Source organism: Klebsiella planticola (assembly GCF_000783935.2).
In the GTDB taxonomy this organism is placed as follows: domain Bacteria; phylum Pseudomonadota; class Gammaproteobacteria; order Enterobacterales; family Enterobacteriaceae; genus Klebsiella; species Klebsiella planticola.
The window spans coordinates 4151735-4170480 of the sequence record NZ_CP026047.1; the positions used below are offsets into that span (position 1 = coordinate 4151735).

Genomic DNA, 18746 nt, shown 5'->3' on the forward strand with positions numbered 1-18746 from the left:
TTCTAACGCCGCTGATGTATTAATCTTTGGAGAGCAGTCCTTATCTATAAGATAAATTTACAGGTAAGCTGAGTTTTACAGGGGCCAATTTGGATATCGGAAATTGTTGTATGGCAAGCCTGTCTTTCGAACAGGATTATATATAGCAATGAGGTTTACTCCCGCGCAATTAACAGTTAACAGTTTTCCATCGATTTTGTCTAATCGGATAACTTATGTAAGAGCGAGAACCTAAAAGCGATAGCCACTGGCGTTAAATCAATCGTTTACGCACCGCCATTGGTTAAATAATGCGCTTAACGTACAAAAATTTCCGATATCCAAACTGACCCCTAAAGGAGTTGCATGATGAAAACCATTAAGATCACTCCCCCTAACGGTCTGGAGGGTAAGTGGAACCGGATAACGGTCTGGTCCTCAATGTTACCGACGACGTCAAGCTGGATGTGGTAGCGGAAACTATACGTAGTTTGCGCCAAGATTCAGCAACCGGAACCGTTAACACCGTCGAAGCAGACAGCTATTTTGTTCTTCGCAGTGCCGAGCTTGCCGGGTGGTATGTGAAATGGCCATCTATTGAGGGCGGTGACGAAGACGATGATAATTTTGGTTATGAGCTGAGCGATGATTTTATGGTCAACTAACGAGAAAGCCCGCTTTGTAGTCAAAAAATTAAAAATTTTAACCCTACATAAACTGTTGGTAGCGGAAAATCATGTATTTTTGTATAATTTATTTTTTCAAAATATATTGATGGGGGGTAAAAAATTGAAATTTGTAAAAGCTGATATACTACCTCAAGTTGGTCTTGATAATACAGTTTATTTAATGAAAAGTAGTTGGAATGATTGGTATTATTGGGAAACTAAATACCTTCTTCTTTATAGTGATAATCAAGGGCGTTATAACACAATAGGAGAGGTGAAAATTGGCCAAGATCGAATGAAGCCAGAATCAGAGTGTGTATCGAGCGAAGAAAAAATTTCGTATTGTAAACCGATAGTTGATGATGTTTCTGAAGGGTTCTCTGATGATTATTTTTCATTAGGTCAAACTGAAAACTATTATGAAACTCTAAACTTATTATCTCCCGGTGTTAAAAAGGCCATTCTCAAGGGGATGAGAGATGTTTCTTATGACTTGAATATTTATCGTAAGTTCAGAACCCACCCTGCTATGATTCATTCTGTTCTTAGAGAAATAAGCGAAAGACATATATTTGATAGTTTGCATAATCTTGCAAAAGGGCACGAAAATAATAACGAATTCAGATTTTCATACTTATTCCCCTTTACTGACCATGAAGACAAAGAAGTTCGTTTAAGTTTTGGTGTGGTCCCGAATACAATGCCACCGAGCAATATACATGCAATAATAGGAAGAAATGGAGTTGGTAAAACAACTTTATTTTCTGGATTTATAAAAGGCGTTATAAGAAGTAAGGCGCTGGAGGATAAATACGTCGGACTTCTGCAAGTGCCTAACGATATTGGTGAATGGATTAGTAAACCGGAATATTTTACATCACTAACTCTTCTTTCCTATAGTCCCTTCGATAAATTTGGTCCTGTGGCTCCGAGCGAAATACCCAGCGGCTTAAAGTATGAATATATTGGTTTGATGGAACGAGTTAATGGAAAACTAATACCAAAATCGTTCGATACCTTACATAAAGATTTCTGTGAAAGTATGCGAGAATGTCTCGTAGGCGCGAGAAGAAAAAGATGGAAGGACTGTCTTGTAATTTTAGAAAATGATCCTCTTTTTAAGGAAATTGGAATATCTAACCTCGCAGAGCTTATCATAGATGATACAGCTCAGGATTGGAGCGATAAGGTACGTGGATTTCTAAATAAATTTAGCTCTGGACATTTAGTAACATTAATCAGTATCACTAAGTTAATCGAAGTTACCGAAGATCGTTCTTTAACTCTTATTGATGAACTTGAAGCTCACTTGCACCCACCTCTTATATCTGCATATATTCGTGCAATTTCACATTTGATGAGTGAAAGGAATGGTGTAGCGATTGTAGCGACACACTCACCCGTTGTACTTCAGGAGGTTCGTTCAGATTGCGCCTGGATTTTAAACAGGACGGGTAAGTATGTAAGCGCAAATAGACCACAGATTGAAACTTTCGGAGAGAATGTTGGTACCTTAACAAGGGAAGTATTCAGTCACGAAGTAGTAAATACAGGTTTTTATAAGATGATTACTGATGCATCTGAGGTTTATAGTGATTTCGGTGCGTTGAATAAGCATTTTGATGAGAAGTTAGGCGGAGAAGCAAGGGCCCTAGCTCGCTCACTGATTCGTATTAAAAAGAGTGAGAGTTAACAATGATACATTTAACTCTTCCAGCATTTGATGATCTGGATATATTTAAAAAATGCGCAATTGCACATGAAAAAATTACATTATATGACTACAACGCGGTAATGCCATTAATAAAGGATTTGTATAATGACTATCATACTCTTCTTCAAAGTGGTGACATTGTAAAACTTCAAAGATCGAATACTTTGGGTAAATTCAATGATGCGTTAATGAAGTCGTTATACTCTGAGCATTTGGTAGGTAAAGGTGCTATTTGTAGAGATTATTACGATAAACTGCTAGCATCTTCACCATATAAAAAATGCCCTATGTGCTCCGAAAGCATAGTGACAGCGATTGACCATCACGCCCCAAAGCAAACTTATTATGCTTTTTCTGTGTTTACAAAAAATCTTGTCCCAATTTGCTCTAGGTGTAATGAAGCTAAAAAAAATACGATGCCTAACTCGCTTAAAAAGCAATTTATACATCCATATTATGACGACTTCTCGAAAGAAACATGGTTTGAAATGATATTTCTAAGTAAAGACCCAATAGAAATAGATTTTGTTTGCCTACCAAATAAACAATATGATGAAAAAGTAAGGCTAAAGCTTCATAGCCATTTTACAAAGCTAAAACTGAATGAGCTTTACTCTTCCAACGCATTGGTAAAATTGGGTGATTTAAAAAATACATTCTCCAGTTTCCTGACAACTAAAGATTGGGTTTCTGTTAAAGAAGAAGTTGAACATATGTTTGAAACTGTTCATCGTAGACCAGATTCGTGGGAATATGCTCTTTACAAAAAAATCTTGGCAGAAAAATGGTATATCGAAGGTGGGTTCGATAATATAGAAGAGTGAAAGTTGAGGCTCGCCGGTATAACTTATGGGTGAGTCTTCGATTAGTCAAGTACAGTAAATAGTATGATTGGGGTGGTAGGAGAGGCCGACCGGCACAAAATTAATATCATCATCTAAATCCATTGGGGCTCACTTTGCTGCTGAGTCGGACCTCTGCCGCTAAACTGAATCGCCACTGATCTTCAAGGCACTCTAATAATAGTATTTTCACGCATCACTATTGCATGCAGTCATAGTGTCCGCTCATCGCTCATAGCAGCCACTGGCCGTTACCGTAGACGGCTTTGTGCCATAAGAGGGGACATCTCGGACATTACGACACGTTAGGTTAGATATCTAAAAGTGCATGGTTCGATTTACAGGGATGCTTACAGAAGGGTTTCCGGGGGCGCTGAACGATACCGGCGATCTGCCGGTGATTAGGCGTAGGGACGGTGGCTGTTTGTAACGGATGATAAACAGATCCCGGCGCTGGGGCCGGGATTGATCATTACATTACATTTTTTTCTGCTTGCTCAACAAGAGACTGGAACTCTTTAAAATTAAAACTCCAAAACCCTCCATCAGGACAATTAAAAATATCAATCCGAAGGCCAATATCCGGTTCATTTGAGATTTCTGCGACTTGATGAGAGCCATAATAGATCTCATAAACAACATTTTCTCGATCTGGCAGACTGGCAATTTGTGCAATCAATTTATTCGTCATTTAGGTGGCTCCAAAAATCCTATAAGTTTACCTTGTGCATCGTAACGTAACCCTCGACCACTCGAAGATATTATGTCAGTTACTTGTCCATAACGCCCTGTGTTACTTTGAACCACTGATTTATTAGGGTCATTCAAAATACTATCTACAATTTTCTGGCCTTGTTCGTTTATCGCTGATGGATTGCCTTTAGCTGATGGGAAAGCACTTCCTTCACGGCTCCCATGCTTTTGAAGAGCACGGCCAGCGAGTGTTAAATCACCTTTCTTCGAAGCTGGATCAATGTGCTTTGCTCCATCAGAAAGTTCGTCGATAGACCATTTCCCAATTTGCTCTCTTGTTGCTGGTTTTTGGCCTGCCTCACTACCCCGTGCTTTCTCCTCATCCTGCGGTTCCCAGCCTCCCGGCGTGCCTGAGCCCGCGCCGCCTAACTCTGCCTTCTCAGCATCCGTGAGGTTTTTACCCATGTTTGGTCCAGATTCGCTACCGGAGCCATATTTATCCTGAAGAGAACTCAGATATTTTCCGGTGATCTCATCGTTACCCATCATTTCCAGGGTAATCAGGTGATCCAGTTCATCTGACGTCATCTTATCGGCAACATCCTTGATGGCTGCTCCGGCAAGACCCACGATTCCAGCTTTTGCACCTATCTCCAGTAGCTGCTCTGCAACCTTATTACGGCACGGCGAGAGAGCGGCGCAACCACGTGCAATCAGAGCCAGATTATTATTCTCCACCGTCGTCTTCCCGGCCTGCGCCCCGGAAACCGCAGAGGCGCTGCTGTCACCAGCCAGCCCACCGGCCAGTCCAGCCGCCAGGGTTGCCAGTGTCGAGATGGTCTGTTTCTGCGTTTCGTCCAGCTCGCTGACCGGTTTACCGTACATCTGCGTGGCGATGATGCCGACGATTTCCGCCGTGGCAGCGCCAGCGGCACCGGCGAGGGCGCTCTGGTTCTGTGCGGCGGCAAGGGCGGCGTTGACCACCGCATGCGCGGCGACCTTACCCGCATCGTCCAGATTGCTGTAGTGGCCGATAACCTCCGCCACATACGGCGCGGCACCACCGGCCAGAGCCGCCTTCAGGTCGCTGCCCGCCAGCCCCTGCACGGTGGCGGTCGCCGCCTGAATCGCCTGCTGGACGCTGCTGCCGGTGCCCCATTGTTGCTGCGCCGCCTTATAGCCATCGGTGGCGGCCAGCTGAGCATTATATCGTTCCCAGGCCTCCTTGCTGGCGCCTTTCTCCGGCTCGTTCACGCCTCGGGCCGCCAGCTCCGCCTTGCCAGCGTTGATGGCGCTAATCTGTCCCTCGGTGCGCGCGATATCCGCCACCTGGTTGCCAATCTCTCCAATCAGCTGGGTCTGCTGCAGGCGCTGCTGCTCTTTCTCTTTCTCTTTATCGAAGATTGGCGACAGGGTCTGGTTGGCGTGCTCCACGTCACGGCTGAGGTTCGCCACGTCCTGCCGTTGCCTGTCCTTATCCCGTACGATGATGTCACCCTCACTGATTGCTGCGTAGGTGGTGCTGCTGTCATGTCCTTCGTTGTTCCCGCCGGTCAGCAGGCCGTTGGCCATGTTCCCCGCAAACTGGCTGCCGATGCTGCCGCCGCTGCTGAAGCCGACGCTCTGGTGTTCGGTTTTAAAATCGGCGCGGTTGTCGATGTCGCCCCAGCCCAGCGTGCCGGTGTCGAGTCGGTTTTTATCTGCGGTGGCAGTGCTGCCAATCACCGCGCCATCCAGCCGGGTATGCTCGCCGACGGTGATGTCATAGCCGCCTTTGCCGGCAAAGATGCCGGTCTGCTCCGCCACCGAATCGTAGTTGCTGTGCATCTTGTCCTTGCTGAGGTTGACGCTGGCGGAGCCGCTCATGGAGCCAAAGGTGAAGCTGCCTCCGGCGCTGGCGTTCTGCTGTTTTGAGTCGTAGCGGTCGCTGTCCTGCTCGGAGGTGAGGGTCAGGTTGCGGCCGATATCGGCGATAACCGTGTCGCCGCTGACCTGGGCGCCGGTGAGGGTGGTGTCGCGTCCGCTGTTGAGGATGAGATTGTTGCCGGCATCGACAGTGGTTTCGCTGTGGGTGGTGCCGTTGCCGCTTTCGCTGCCTTTGCCCTTGTTGGCGCTGGCGGAGACGCTGATCCCCCAGCCGCCGGAGCCCACGCCAATCCCGACGCCGACCGTGCCGCCGTGGCTGTCGTTTTTGCCTTCCAGCAGTTGGGTGTTCTGCGCCGATTGTAAGGTGATATCGCGGCTGGCCGACAGCGCCACGTCGTTACCTGCCTTCAGCTGGCTGCCGACCGCATTCAGATCGCCTTCGCGGGCGGTGATGCTGAGGTCGCGCCCCGCCGTCAGGCTGCTGCCCTGGGCGGTGGTCTGCTCGCTGCGCTGGGTCGATTTCGACGACTGGCTGCCGTAGGAGAGACTGACGCCAACGGTATTGTTGTTGGCCGGATCGTTGCCCTGCGCCGCATCCAGACGCGCGGCCTGGCTGGCCTGCACGCCGGAGAGCGCTGCTTTCACGCCCTGCAGGGCCTGCAACCGGCTGCTGCCGGCGGACCTGGCGTCCTGGGTGGCCTGCACCACGCTGTTGAGGGCGCTGCCCGCTGTGCCGGAGAGGGCGAGGGTCAGGCCGGAGGTTTTCTGCTCCACCTCGTGGGTCTGCCGGCTCTGGTTTTCGGCGGCGGTGATGGCGACGTTTTTGCCGCTGAGGGCCATGTCCCGGCCGGCGATCAGGTCGGAACCGGTGACCGTCAGGTTTTCGCCCGCGCGCAGGGTCAGGTCGCCGTTGACGCTGCCGACGGTGCTGCCCGCCTGTGTGGCGTCCGCGCCGGTGTCGGTGGTTTTCACGCTCTGGGTGCCGTAGCTGAAGCCGATCCCGCCGGAACTCATCAGCCCCGATTTTTTCTCCTGCTTCAGGTGCAGTTCGCTGCTGTACTCATTCTGAGTCCCGATCAGCAGATCGTTGCCCGCCAGCAGGGCCACGTCGCCGCTGCCGGCCACGCTGCTGCCGCGCAGGGTGAGATCGTGCCCGGCGGTGAGGCTGACGCTGTCGCCGTTGAGCTCGCTGCCCCGGGCCGTCTGCCGCGACACGCTGTCCTCGGTGCGGGTGGTGGTTTTGGACAGCCAGCCGCTGCTGCCGGTGACCTTGTGGCGTTCGTCCAGCGTCTGGCTGTTTTCGCCCGCCTCCAGAGTGAGGTCATTGCCTGCGCCGAGATTCAGCGCCGCGCCGGAAGAGAGGAGGGCGCCGCGGGCGCTGAGGTCGTGCCCGGCGCTCAGCGTGACGTTGCCTTTGCCGGTCACCTCGCTGCCGGTGCTGCGGCTCTGGCTCTGGCTGAGGGCGTTGTCGGTATCCCACACCAGATTATCCTGCCAGGCGGTGGTGACGTCGTTGAGCCGGATATCGCGCCCGGCGACCAGCTGCACCTCGCCGCGTTCGCCGCTGGCGACCACCTGGGCGCCGCTGAGAGTGATATCGCGCCCGGAGTGCAGGGTCAGCCTGCCGTCGTCGCCCTGGACATAGATGCCGGAGACGCTGTCGATAGTGGTGCGGCTGAAGCGGTTCTCGCCGCTGACGCTCTGGGCGTCGGCGAGGGTGGTGGTGGCGTTGATGTCCCGCCCGGCCACCGCCTGCAGGCTGCTGCCGCCCTGGATGATGCCGCCGATGTTATTGATGTCGTTGCGGGCGTTCAGGCGCACGTCGTCGCCGCTCAGGGTGCCCGCCCGGTTGGTGATAGTGTCGGCGTCAAGCTGCAGGACGCGGCGGCCGTTGAGGGTGCCGCTGTTGAAGAGGTCGCCGTCGAGTTTAATGTTGACGTTATTCCCGGCGATCAGCGCGCCGGAGCCGTCGAGGTCGCCGGGTTTGACTTTGGCGTAGACCTGAGGCACCAGCACGGTCTGCTGTGAGCCGTCCGGCATCTTCACCGTGGTGTTCACCAGCCAGACGATGTCGCCGGTCAGCAGCGCCATCTGCTCGGGGGTCAGCGCCACGCCGCTCTTCAGGGCATACTGTTTGCCGAAGGTAATCCCCTGATCCATCAACGCCTTAAACTGCTGTTCGTCGCTGGTGTAGCCGTCAAGGTAGCGCTGGCCGGTCAGGGCAACCACCTGCTCGCGGATCAGCCGCTGTTCATAGTAGCCGTCGCCCAGCCGTTTCAGCGTCGTGTCGCCGTCACCGGCTAACGCGTGCTGCATGTAGTCGCTACCGAGCCACTGCTTCTGGTTGGTGAAGCGCGGATCGGTCTCCACCAGATACGGTACGTCGCTGGCGGGATTGACCGTAAACAGGCTGTTATCCGGCAGGGTGGTATTCGGGCCGACGATGCGAATCGCCCCTTCCGCGGGCGTCACCTCAAACTGCTGGCCCGTCGGCGGCGTGACCGGCTCGCCAGGCGAGACGGTGTGCTGCCCGGCGACGGCGCCCGCGACGCCGATAGCCGCCGCCGTGCCCTGTGGGGTCAGCGGGTCAATGGTGAGCGGCGTGCCCTCGATGCTACCGCCGCTGATCAGCTGCCCCGGCTTCAGGGAGATGCTCTGAATTTCGCTCGGCGGCGTATAGGCGGTACGGTCGCGGCCCTGCTCATCGCCCCCTTTGTGGCGAATGCGGTAGTAATGGGTGGCGCTACCAACGTCGGTGGTCCGCCGTTCGCCCGCCACATCGTCGTTTTTGACCTCCTGCAGACCGGCTATCGCCAGGGTGCCGCCGGCGATGACCTGACTTTTATCGTTCAACAGGCGGTCGCCGGTGAGGATCATATTGCCGCCGGCGAGGATCTTCGCCGGGTCGGATTCGAGGATCCGCGTCTCTTCCACCGTGCGGGTATAATCGAACTGGTTGAAGTTATCGTTGTTACTCCCGGTGTCGTCCGGGGTGTTCAGATTGCGCAGACCGTCGGCGGAGTTGCGGTCGACAAACACGCCATCGTCCGTGGCGTTCCAGCGGTTGGGGGAGCCGGTGTGCTGATATTCGGTCACCTGCTCCTGAGAAACGGTCACCACCCCGGTGGTGAAGCGATCGTTGATGTTGTTGATCTGCCCGGCGGCGAGGGTCATATCACCCGCGGACTCAATCGTCGCGCTGTGGTTGTTGATGGTTCCCGCCTGGCCGCTGGCCGCGCCGTTATCCGCCAGCGCACCGCCAATCAGCAGATCGCCGCCGCTGTAGATCAGCCCGTGATCGCGGTTGTTCAGCGTCTGCACGCCAAGGTCGACGCGCTCGCGCCCGGCGAGGGTCGCCGCCGTGCCGTTTTCCGCCAGGTTATTGAAGGTGAGGGCATTGACGCCAACTGCGTTGCCGTAGATGCGCCCGCTGCCGCTGTTGGTGAGGGTCCCGGCGTTAATCCGCGTATAGCCGCCGTCAATCAGCCCGGCGTTGAACAGCGTGTCGCTGACGTTAAGGGTGTTTTGCCCGGCGTTAATTTCGCCGTTTACCCCGTTGCTCAGGTTGCGGCTGGTGATGTCGAGGCTGCTGCCCGCCAGCAGCTTACCGCCGTTGACGATATCCCCTGTAGAGGTGAGGGTGAAGCGGCCGTTGGCGACCATCGTGCCGCGGTTATTCAGCGACTGCCGGCTGCTCAGCGCCATGTTGCCGAGCGACAGCAGCTGGCCGCTGCCGTCCAGACTGTCCGCGTCGATGCGCAGCCACTCGCCGGCTTTCACCGTGCCATCCTGGTTAAACAGCGCCAGTTTATCGCCGCCGATATCCACCGTCCCGGAGGCCGCCAGCCCGCCGTTGCGGTTGTTGAGTTCGCCGCTGTTGCGCACCGTCAGCGACCGATCGGCCAGAATGATTCCGTCCTGGTTATCGAGGGCGCCGGTGGTGAGCCCGATGGTTTGCGCCTCCAGTCCCAGATTGTCGCCGGAGGTATTCTGGTTGATAAGCCTGGCGGCCGCGAGCGTTAACGTCGCGCCGCTGCGTATCAGCCCGGCAACGTTGTCCACGATGCCATGGGCGCTGTCGATCAGCAGATCGCCGACGCTCTGAATCTCTCCGCCGCCGTTTTGCAACTGTTGGCTGCGCAGGGTGGCGTTTGCGCTGCTGATAATGCTGCCGCTGCGGTTGCTGATGTCGTCGGCGGTTAGCGTCAGGCTATCGCCGCTCTGGATCAGGCCGCTGTTATCGTTGATCAGCTGCCCGCCGTTAAAGGTCAGCGCCCGCTGCGCCGCCAGTTGGCCGCCCTGGTTGTCCAGTCGGTCGGCGTGGAGCAGGGCGTCTGCGCTGCTGAACAGGGTACCCTGGCGGTTGTCGAGGGTAGTGACGCCGATATTGAGCGCACCGCCCGCGCCGACGACCCCGCGTGCGTTGTCCAGCGTGCCGCCGTTCAGCGTCATCGCGCTCAGCGCTTTCAGGCTGCCCTCCTGGTTGAGGAAGGCGCTGAAGCTGGCGTCCAGCGTCTGCTCCGTGGCGAACTGGCCCGCGCGGTTATCAACATCGCCCCCTTTGAAGGTGAGCGTGCCGCTGCTGGCGAGATAACCATGCTGGTTGTTGAGCGCGCCGCTGTAAATAGCCAGCGCGCTGTGCGAGTACAGCGAGCCGGACTGGTTGTTGAAGGCGCCGTCGGCGAGCGCCAGCGTGGCCCCGTCGGCGACGATAACCCCCTGCTGGTTATTCAGCCCGGCGGCGCTGATTGCCTGCGTTTTGGCCGCTTCGATACGGCCCTTATTGTTGCTGACCGCCTGCGCGCTGCGGATGTCGCCGCGGCCGGTGGCGGCGGAGATCAGCCCCTCGTTATTGTTGAGGATCCCGGCGTCGATCCGGGTATCGCCTGCTGCGGCGAGGGTGCCTTTGCGGTTATCCAGCGTCGTCCGGGCGTGCGCCGTCAGGCTGCCGTTTTGCGCCGCCAGCACTTTCCCGCCCTGGTTATTAACAGACTGTGCGGCGAGCTGAATATCGCCATTGGCGGCAATCTCCCCCTCGCGGTTATCGATGTCACCCGGCAGTTTGACCACCAGGGCGCCGCTGCCGGTCTGCACCAGTTTGCCTTTGTGGTTCGAAAGATGCTGAGCGGAGAGGGTGATCGCGTCGGCGCTGAGCGTGCCGCCGTCGTTGTTAAGCGTTTGACCGCTGCGCAGAGTCAACTCCCGGGCGTTGACCTCGGCGTTTTGGCTGAGGAGGTTACCCGCGCCGCTGTCCAGCTCGACCCGCTGGCCCTGGGTCTGGCTGCCGCTGACGTCCACCCCCTGGCCGCTGGCGCGCAGGCTCCCGCCCGCCAGCGTCTGGCCGTGGGCGCTCAGCTGGCCGTCGGCATGCAGCCGCAGGTCGCCGCTCTCCGCCAGCTTACCGTCATTTTGTACCCCGGCGGCCAGCACGCTGCTGTGGCTGCTGGTGAGGCTTGCCGCCTGAATGTCAACATGTCGGCCGGCGGTCAGCGCGCCGCTGTTGCTGAACTCGCCGGCGGTGCGAACGGTGGCGTCTTCGCTGGCGCGCAGCGTGCCGCTGTTTTCAATGCGGCCGTCGGCGGTCAGGGTCACGCTCCCGGCCTGGGCGCCAAGCGCGCCGGCGTTACGCACCCCGACGCCGCTCTCGGTGCCGACCATGCGGATTTTACCCGCGTACATGCCGCCGAGGCTGGCGACATCCACCGCCAGCTGCGGACGGGTTGCCGGGTCATCGCCGGTTTTTTCGATGCGTTCGTGGGCGGCATCCACCCGGTTGCGCCCGGTGGTGACCTTCAGATCCTTGGCCCACAGCCCGGCGTTAACCTTCACCGAGCGGGCGATAATATCGGTGTAATCAGCGGCCGAGCTGTCCATCCCGGCGCCCTCGATGGTCACCTCGCCGCGTTCGACCTGATAGCCGGTGAGACTGCCGTTATTGAGCTGCGCCTGGCCGGTGGTCAGCGTGGCGCGATTGGCATTGATGAAGCCGCAGCCGTTACAGGTAATGCCGGATGGGTTGGCGATGACGACCTGGGCTTTTTTCCCTGCCACTTCAATCATCCCGTTCAGCCGGCTGGGGTCGCGCGAGTTGACCTCGTTAAGAATGACCTTCGCTTCGCCTTTCGCCAGCCAGGGATTTCCCGCCACCATGCCGCCCAGCTGGCTCTGCACGTTTTTATGCGAGTTATTGAGGATCGCCCCCTGCTGGTTAACGTCGAACTGGCTGTAGGTATTGCGTGACACCCCGGCGGCCGACGGGGTCTGAATATTGACCTGCGGCGTACCGTTGGCGCTCTGCATCACCGTCGGCTGCTGGTTTTTCGGCGCCCCGGCGTCGGCGACGATGTTGGCCTGCGCCGGGTGAATCACGCCCATCGCCAGCCACAGGCTAAAGCTAATGGCGCTGACTTTGCCGTGCAGCTGGCGCGGAAGCCGTCCCGGAGCAGAAGCGCGCGCGGAGCCCGCGCGGCCGGAACGGGCGATGTCCGCCACCACCATCAGCATGCCGCGCGCTTTGTTGAAGACAATACGATAGAGGTTCTTATTCATGGTTTAGTCCTTTAAACGCTTCCGGCAGATCGACGGCGAGCGGATGCGCCTGCTGCCAGGCTCTGGCTTGTACGCGGCTGACGCGGCGGCCATGGAACATCACCACCCGCTTGCCGCGTTGTTCGCCGCGGTGATACAGCGCTCGCGCGCAGTGGTCGGCAAAAATGTCCTGCCGCATCAGGGCGTTCATGGCGGCGGTATGGCCGAATGGCGCGATCCAGTCGCAAAACCACATCCGGTCGCCGCTGTTCCAGTCGGCTTCTGGCATTTCAATCGCCGGGCGGGTGAGATAGCGGGCTTCGGACTCCGGGTTGAGCCACGCCCAGCTAAGAAAAAAGACCGGCCGTTCGTTTTCCATAATCAGCACATACTGACGACGCTTGATAATCGGCAACAGCAGCGTGGGGAGGGCGTGCAGCGGGGCGTCCCGGTGCATCGGCGAATGCATCCATAGCCACACGCTGGCCCCCAGCACTTCGGCTTCGTTGTCCGCGCCGCCGAATATCAGCGGCGCTTTTATCTCGTATTGTCCTACGCGCATCACCAGCTCCAGTTCAGGTTGAAGCCAAGAGTCACGGCGCTGGTGTGGAACCCATCCGGCTTCGAGAATGGCGTTCCGGCAAACAGGTCATACCCGGTGCGGAAGGCGTTGCCGCGCACGCCGATAACGCCGCCCGCCAGGTGTTGGCCGATCAGGTAATCAGAGCTGTAGCCGCCGACTTCACCGTAGTCCGCGCCGAGGTAGAGTTCCTGGTTCTCCAGCGGCGTGCGCCAGGCCAGATCGTTGCGGACATACCAGCCGTGGCTGGCATTGAGAGTACGTTCGCCGTCGAATCCGCGTACCGTCCAGCGGTTGCCAATGGCGAACTGATCCTGCGGGGTGAGCGGGGTGTTGCTGATCTGGCGCAGGTACTGCACGTTGTAGCGGAAATTCTGGCTACCGAGGGTGAAAGGCAGGTCGAGCTGGGCGTTGAGCTGAGTGATTTTGCTCAGCGCGGTGGCATCGCCGACGTACTCTTCCGGCGCCGGCTGCGCGCCAAACCAGCGGGTGCCGCGCTGGTAGCTGGCGCCGAGGTCGAGAGTGGCCTGGCCGATATAATGACGATGCTGTAGCCCCACGCGCCAGGCCGCCGTCTGGCGACGCTGTACGCCAACTTCGGTGTCGTCGATGTAGTTGCGGCTCTCGCGCGCCAGTACGTCATAGGTGAAGGTCGTCTTCTGCGTTCCGCTGCGGTGCAGGACCCGGCTGAGCTGTACGTCGAGATTTTTACTTTTGCCGCTGTAGCGATAATCGCCGTTCAGACCTGCGACCGTCTGGTGATAGTCGTAGTCGCTGCCGGTGATCCCCAGCATCCAGTAGCCGTACGGTACCGAGTAGTGGGCGATGTAGTTGCGGCTTTTCTTGCCGCCGTTGTCGTCGAGATCGTGGCTGGCGGAGAAATAGAGTAAATCGCTGAGCGAGAAGGGGTTATCCAGAGACAGCGTCACACCGCCCTGATAGCGGCCGGTGGTTTCCGTGCCCGAGTCGTCCAGAGACAGCCCCAGGCGCCACATCTTCTCCTGCTTGCGGGTAATGACGATATCGCTCTCGCCGGGATTGTCGCCGGGGACAATTTCCATACTGGCCTCAACGCCAGGCAGCCGCTGGAGGTTTTCCAGCCCCTGTTCGATATCGCGCAGGTCGAGCAAATTGCCCTCGTGCGCCGGAAAGGCGCTATACAGCTGAATATAGCGGTCGCTCTGTTCCGTCAGGCGTACGTGGCGCACGTAACCCGGCACAATCGTCAGTTTCAGCGTGCCGCTTTTTAAATCCTGCGAGGGGGCCAGCACGCGGGTGGTGATCCAGCCATGATCGACCAGCCGGTTTTGCAGGGTGCTCATCAGCAGGTTAATCCCTTTGCCCCCCAGACAATGCCCCTGCGCCTGGTCGGCGATGCGCTGCAGCGGCAGCCAGCGGGGGAGCGCTTGCTGGCCGCTCAACGCCACGCGCTGGATGGGAAAGCAGGGGGATTCCGTCGGGAAAGGGATACGTCCGAAGCTGGAAGAGGGCTCAGAAAGGCGCACGTCCGGCGTCGGCGGCGTCAGCTGCTGTTCCAGCGCCTTCTGACGCTGCTGCTGAATAATAAACTGATCGTCAGGGCTCGCGGCGTGGGCCGGGAGCAGAAAAAACAGGCCTGACGCTGAGGCGATCGCTTTGCAAATAGTATCTTTGCGGCTCATTGGCATCCTTGCAATGTTAATAAATGAACAACTGTGAATTTATGTAAAATTGTTCAGTTATCGTCAAGGAAAGGAAATCAGGTTTATTCCGAAAAAGAGAACGTTCCCGCCGGGGGGTGTGAGAAATAATATGAATATAACTTATTGTATTTTATTAAATAATGTTGGTCGTTCGCGCTTTTTTAGCGATACAGGCGGGGGAAAAACTACCAGAAAAGGTACCGCTGGCTTCAGGGAGCGTCGTCAGCAGGAGAATAAAGATAAGAATTTACCCGAAAACGATACCTGGCTGTGGGCGAGGGTATCCGCCTGACATCACTGTCGCTGAACGGTGGGCAAGCTGAGCTATCAGATGAGTGGGCTGGCACGGTGCGTGCCGCGACCAGCCGCGGGCGGCGGGGCGTGACCTGCGCAAAACCGCAGGTCACGGGGGAACGCGAATTATTGCAATGCCGCCAGCTCATCTGCGGTCAGCGCAACGCTTTGCACCGTCCCCGATTCCGCCGACTGTACCGCCGCTTCTAATACTGCCATCACCGCCAGCGCTTGTAACGGCTGGACCGGGTTCTCAATCTTGCCGGTTAACGCATCGCGCACGTTAATATAGTACTGGCGCTGGTCGCCCTGTGGGGAAGGGATTTCGTGCGGCTGAGAGCTGGCATCAAACACCACGAGGCTATCGTCATCATGCCCCCAGCTTTCGCTGCCGGGAACCACTCCGGCCAGCAGCTGACTTTCCTGCCGATCGGCTTTCTGTTTCACCACGCTGCCTTTATCTCCGTGAACGGTAAAGCGCGATACGCCGCCGGCCACCAGCATGCTACAGTGCAAAATCACCTTATGCTGCGGGTAGTTTAAGACCACATGCGCCCAGTCATTAATCTCCGCGCCCTGACGCAGGGTGGCGATATTGCCCTGCACCGACTGCGGCAGGCCGAACAGCTGTAGCGCCTGATCGATCAGGTGCGGCCCCAAATCGAACCATAATCCGCTGCCGGGGACATTTTGTTCTCTCCAGCGCACGCGAACTTCCGGGCGGAAACGGTCAAAATGCGACTCAAAGTGCTTAACATTGCCGATAAGCCCTTGTTCGATAACCTGTTTAATGCCGAGGAAATCGCTGTCCCAGCGGCGGTTGTGGAAGACCGAAAGCAGCAGCTGCTTCTCTTCCGCCAGCGCAATCAGCTCGCGGGCTTCCTGCATATCCAGCGTAAAGGGCTTATCCACTACCACATGTTTCCCGGCATTCAGCGCCAGTTTGGCTAACGGGGCGTGCGTGGCGTTGGGGGAGGCGATCACCACCAGGTCAATATCCGGGTGTTGAACGGCCTGTTCGGGTGAGCCGATGACGGTGACATCCGGCAGATCGCGCTTCACCTTCTCTTCGTCGCCGGACGCAACGACCGCCAGCGTGAGGCCTTCCACTGACTGAATCAGCGGGGCGTGAAACGTTTTGCCGACGAACCCATAGCCGATCAGCGCAATATTAATGTTTTTACCTTCACGAGCGATGACTTTATTCATTACCCTCTCCACGTTATTGAGCGTCAGCAATGTTGACCTGCAGCGCGCTAATATCCCCGAGCTCTTCCCAGGGCTTGTCTAAAAATAACTGATGTATGTCTGTTAATTCGGCCACCAGATGCGGCTCGCAGTGGTTCAGCTTCATATGATCGGCGACCAGCCAGTGCTCGGTGCTTGCCGCCAGCATGGCGCGTTTGATTTCGGCATCGGCCTCCTGGCTGGCGCTTAAACCGAGTTGCGCATGGATAGCGCAGGCGCCGAGGATGGCGATATCGGCGCGATAGCGCGCCAGCAATGCCAGGGTGGTGCTGCCGGCAAACAGCCGCTGCCGCACATCCCATGTTCCTCCCAGCATGATCAGCTGGATATCCGGGCGGGTGCTGAAATGCGCGGCAATATCTAAGGAAGTGGTGATGACCGTCATCGGGCCTTGAATCTGGGTAGCGACGGCCAGAACGGTACTGCCGGCATCTAAAAAGAGGGTCGAACCGGCGGGTATTTTGCTGGCGACCATGCGGCCTAAACGCTGTTTAGTCTGCGGCAGCAGGGCGTTTCTGCCCAGGCGATTCATCGCGGAAATGTCGAGTGCGATTGCGCCGCCGTGGTTCTTCTGCGCCAGCCCCTGCTTTTCAAGATCGGCCAGATCGCGACGCAGGGTGTCTGCAGAAACCTGCAGCTTTTCAACCAGTTCACTGATGCTGACTTGCCCATTCTCACTAATAAGATCAACCAGGTACTTTTGTCTGGCGGTTTTATGCATGATGATGAAATCCTGCAAAATGCTGCAATAACTCGCATAATACAGCATTTTGCAGGAAAAGAAATCTTCCTTGCACCCGGTTCAGGAGGGAAGCAGAGGCGGGGCGATACTTTTTTACGCGGCGGGTTTGCAAAACGGCAACAGCGGTCTACCCTTATCCTGCTCATAACCATGAAGGAGATAACAACATGTGTACAAATTTGCACGATAACGCTCGTCAGTACGCAGAAGAGAAAAAATGAACGGCTCCTGCTAGCCTGCCGTCCCGCCGGTATTCATTCTGGCGGTGGTTAATTCAGCGGGCTGGACATACTCTTATGAAACGCACTCATAACCCGCCGCCGGCGGGTTCTTTTTTTATTCTCCTCCTCGCCCGCTTTTCATCAGTGAATTCAGCACCCTGCTGACTTTACCCCTTGATTAACCGATGTGTCAGGCTAGACTAGCAAAAATAAGTACTGACTGACGGAGGTCTGGTGGACGCCATTAAGGGATCGGAATTGAACGTGCCGGATGCGGTTTTTGCATGGCAATTCGACGGGCAGGGCGGAGTGAAGCCGCTGACTGACAGTGACGCTATCGATAAGGATCGCCCCTGTTGGTTGCATCTGAACTATACCCACGCGGATAGCGCCGAATGGCTGGCATCCACTCCGCTGTTACCCAACAGCGTCCGCGATGCTTTAGCCGGGGAAAGTACCCGTCCCCGGGTCACCCGGGTGGGGGACGGGACGTTAATTACGCTGCGCTGCATCAACGGCAGTACCGATGAGCGCCCGGACCAGCTGGTGGCGATGCGCCTGTATATGGACGAGCGCTTAATCGTCTCCACCCGCCAGCGTCGGGTGCTGGCGCTGGATGATGTGCTCGGCGATCTGCGCGAGGGAACCGGGCCGGTGGACTGCGGCGGCTGGCTGGTGGATATTTGCGATGCGCTGACCGACCACGCCAGCGAATTTATCGAGCAGCTGCATGACCGGATTATCGACCTCGAAGATAACCTGCTGGATCAGCAGGTACCGCCGCGTGGTTTTCTGGCGCTGCTGCGCAAACAGCTGATTGTCATGCGCCGCTATATGTCGCCGCAGCGCGATGTTTACTCCCGCCTTGCCAGCGAGCGCCTGCCGTGGATGAATGACGATCACCGCCGCAGAATGCAGGATATTGCCGACCGGTTGGGGCGGGGCCTGGATGAGATTGACAGCTGTATTTCCCGGACGGCGATTATGAGCGATGAGATTGCCCAGATTATGCAAGAGGGGCTGTCGCGCCGGACCTATACGATGTCGCTGATGGCGATGGTGTTTCTGCCCAGCACCTTTTTGACCGGTCTGTTTGGCGTCAACCTGGGCGGGATCCCCGGCAATGAGTGGCATTTAGGCTTTTCTATCTTCTGCATAATGTTAGTCGTTCTCATTGGCGGTGTTACATGGTGGTTACATCGTAGTAAATGGCTGTAAATAATCGCTTTTCATCGCCGTCCATCGGGCGAAAACCCGGTAATGTTTGAGCGAAATCAATAAACCGTCCACCCATTCGGGGCAATATCTCTCTCGCAGGTGAATGCAACGTCAAGCGATGGGCGTTGCGCTCCATATTGTCTTACTTCCTTTTTTGAATTACTGCATAGCACAATTGATTCGTACGACGCCGACTTGATTAAGTCGGCTTTTTTTTGCTCTCTGGTTAGCAGCTTCTACGCTTAATGGGTGTACCCGCTCATTCCCGGGAGAACCAACATGCGCTATCAACCCCTGACATCCATCCCTGTCTCGCCAGAACCTAACGATCCCATACCGGTGCCCGATCCCCGGCCGCGCCCGCATCCACTGCCCGATCCGCCGCCGGATGATGAGCCGATTAAATTGTCGCATCGCAGGCGCAGATCTGCGAGGATACGCGCCTGCCCTTTGTGTGCCTGTTAATTCGAG

At 56.4% G+C, this 18746-nt stretch carries 12 protein-coding genes; 6 read left to right on the plus strand and 6 right to left on the minus strand.

What is annotated here, in order from left to right:
* Positions 1-392: 392 nt before the first annotated feature.
* Genes MC50_RS19995 through MC50_RS20005 form a run of 3 tightly spaced genes read left to right on the plus strand, consistent with a single transcriptional unit; the run spans position 393 to position 3185 of the window.
* A complete protein-coding gene (locus MC50_RS19995; protein WP_223306621.1) occupies positions 393-644 on the plus strand; it encodes a hypothetical protein in 252 nt (83 codons plus the stop codon).
* Positions 625-2340: an AAA family ATPase gene (locus MC50_RS20000; RefSeq protein ID WP_052135796.1), complete on the plus strand. Its 1716-nt coding sequence runs from the start codon at positions 625-627 to the stop codon at positions 2338-2340. Before MC50_RS19995 ends, MC50_RS20000 begins: the two co-directional genes overlap by 20 nt.
* A gap of 2 nt (positions 2341-2342) precedes the next feature.
* Positions 2343-3185 (plus strand): hypothetical protein, encoded by an 843-nt coding sequence (locus tag MC50_RS20005; RefSeq protein WP_052135797.1) that lies wholly within the window; start codon positions 2343-2345, stop codon positions 3183-3185.
* A gap of 490 nt (positions 3186-3675) precedes the next feature.
* On the opposite strand, the gene MC50_RS20010 is transcribed toward MC50_RS20005, so the two are convergent.
* From MC50_RS20010 to MC50_RS20035, 6 genes are all read right to left on the minus strand, one after another.
* A complete protein-coding gene (locus MC50_RS20010) occupies positions 3676-3894 on the minus strand; it encodes a hypothetical protein (RefSeq protein WP_072025008.1) in 219 nt (72 codons plus the stop codon).
* Positions 3891-12311: a hemagglutinin repeat-containing protein gene (locus MC50_RS20015; protein WP_052135798.1), complete on the minus strand. Its 8421-nt coding sequence runs from the start codon at positions 12309-12311 to the stop codon at positions 3891-3893. The genes MC50_RS20010 and MC50_RS20015 overlap by 4 nt, the downstream gene beginning before the upstream one ends.
* Entirely contained in the window at positions 12304-12852 is a 549-nt protein-coding gene (locus MC50_RS20020) for a toxin-activating lysine-acyltransferase (protein WP_047664810.1), read from the minus strand. The genes MC50_RS20015 and MC50_RS20020 overlap by 8 nt, the downstream gene beginning before the upstream one ends.
* On the minus strand, positions 12852-14531 hold the full coding sequence (locus MC50_RS20025) for a ShlB/FhaC/HecB family hemolysin secretion/activation protein (RefSeq protein WP_080748452.1): 1680 nt from the start codon (positions 14529-14531) through the stop codon (positions 12852-12854). The genes MC50_RS20020 and MC50_RS20025 overlap by 1 nt, the downstream gene beginning before the upstream one ends.
* Positions 14532-14972: 441 nt before the next feature.
* On the minus strand, positions 14973-16055 hold the full coding sequence (locus MC50_RS20030) for an oxidoreductase (RefSeq protein ID WP_047664811.1): 1083 nt from the start codon (positions 16053-16055) through the stop codon (positions 14973-14975).
* A gap of 13 nt (positions 16056-16068) precedes the next feature.
* The gene (locus tag MC50_RS20035; RefSeq protein WP_047664812.1) at positions 16069-16815 is read right to left on the minus strand and encodes a DeoR/GlpR family DNA-binding transcription regulator; all 747 of its coding nucleotides are present in this window, start codon (positions 16813-16815) and stop codon (positions 16069-16071) included.
* Between MC50_RS20035 and MC50_RS20040 the strand changes: the two genes are divergently transcribed.
* The 3 genes from MC50_RS20040 to ynaL all read left to right on the plus strand — a co-directional run bounded on the left by MC50_RS20040 (position 16810) and on the right by ynaL (position 18740).
* Positions 16810-17109: a hypothetical protein gene (locus MC50_RS20040; RefSeq protein WP_047664813.1), complete on the plus strand. Its 300-nt coding sequence runs from the start codon at positions 16810-16812 to the stop codon at positions 17107-17109. The two genes, MC50_RS20035 and MC50_RS20040, sit on opposite strands and share 6 nt — an antisense overlap.
* Before the next feature lie 182 nt (positions 17110-17291).
* Entirely contained in the window at positions 17292-18275 is a 984-nt protein-coding gene (gene zntB / locus MC50_RS20045) for a zinc transporter ZntB (protein ID WP_032688003.1), read from the plus strand.
* A gap of 279 nt (positions 18276-18554) precedes the next feature.
* The gene (gene ynaL / locus MC50_RS29130) at positions 18555-18740 is read left to right on the plus strand and encodes a proline-rich small protein YnaL (RefSeq protein ID WP_071824622.1); all 186 of its coding nucleotides are present in this window, start codon (positions 18555-18557) and stop codon (positions 18738-18740) included.
* Positions 18741-18746 lie beyond the last annotated feature (6 nt).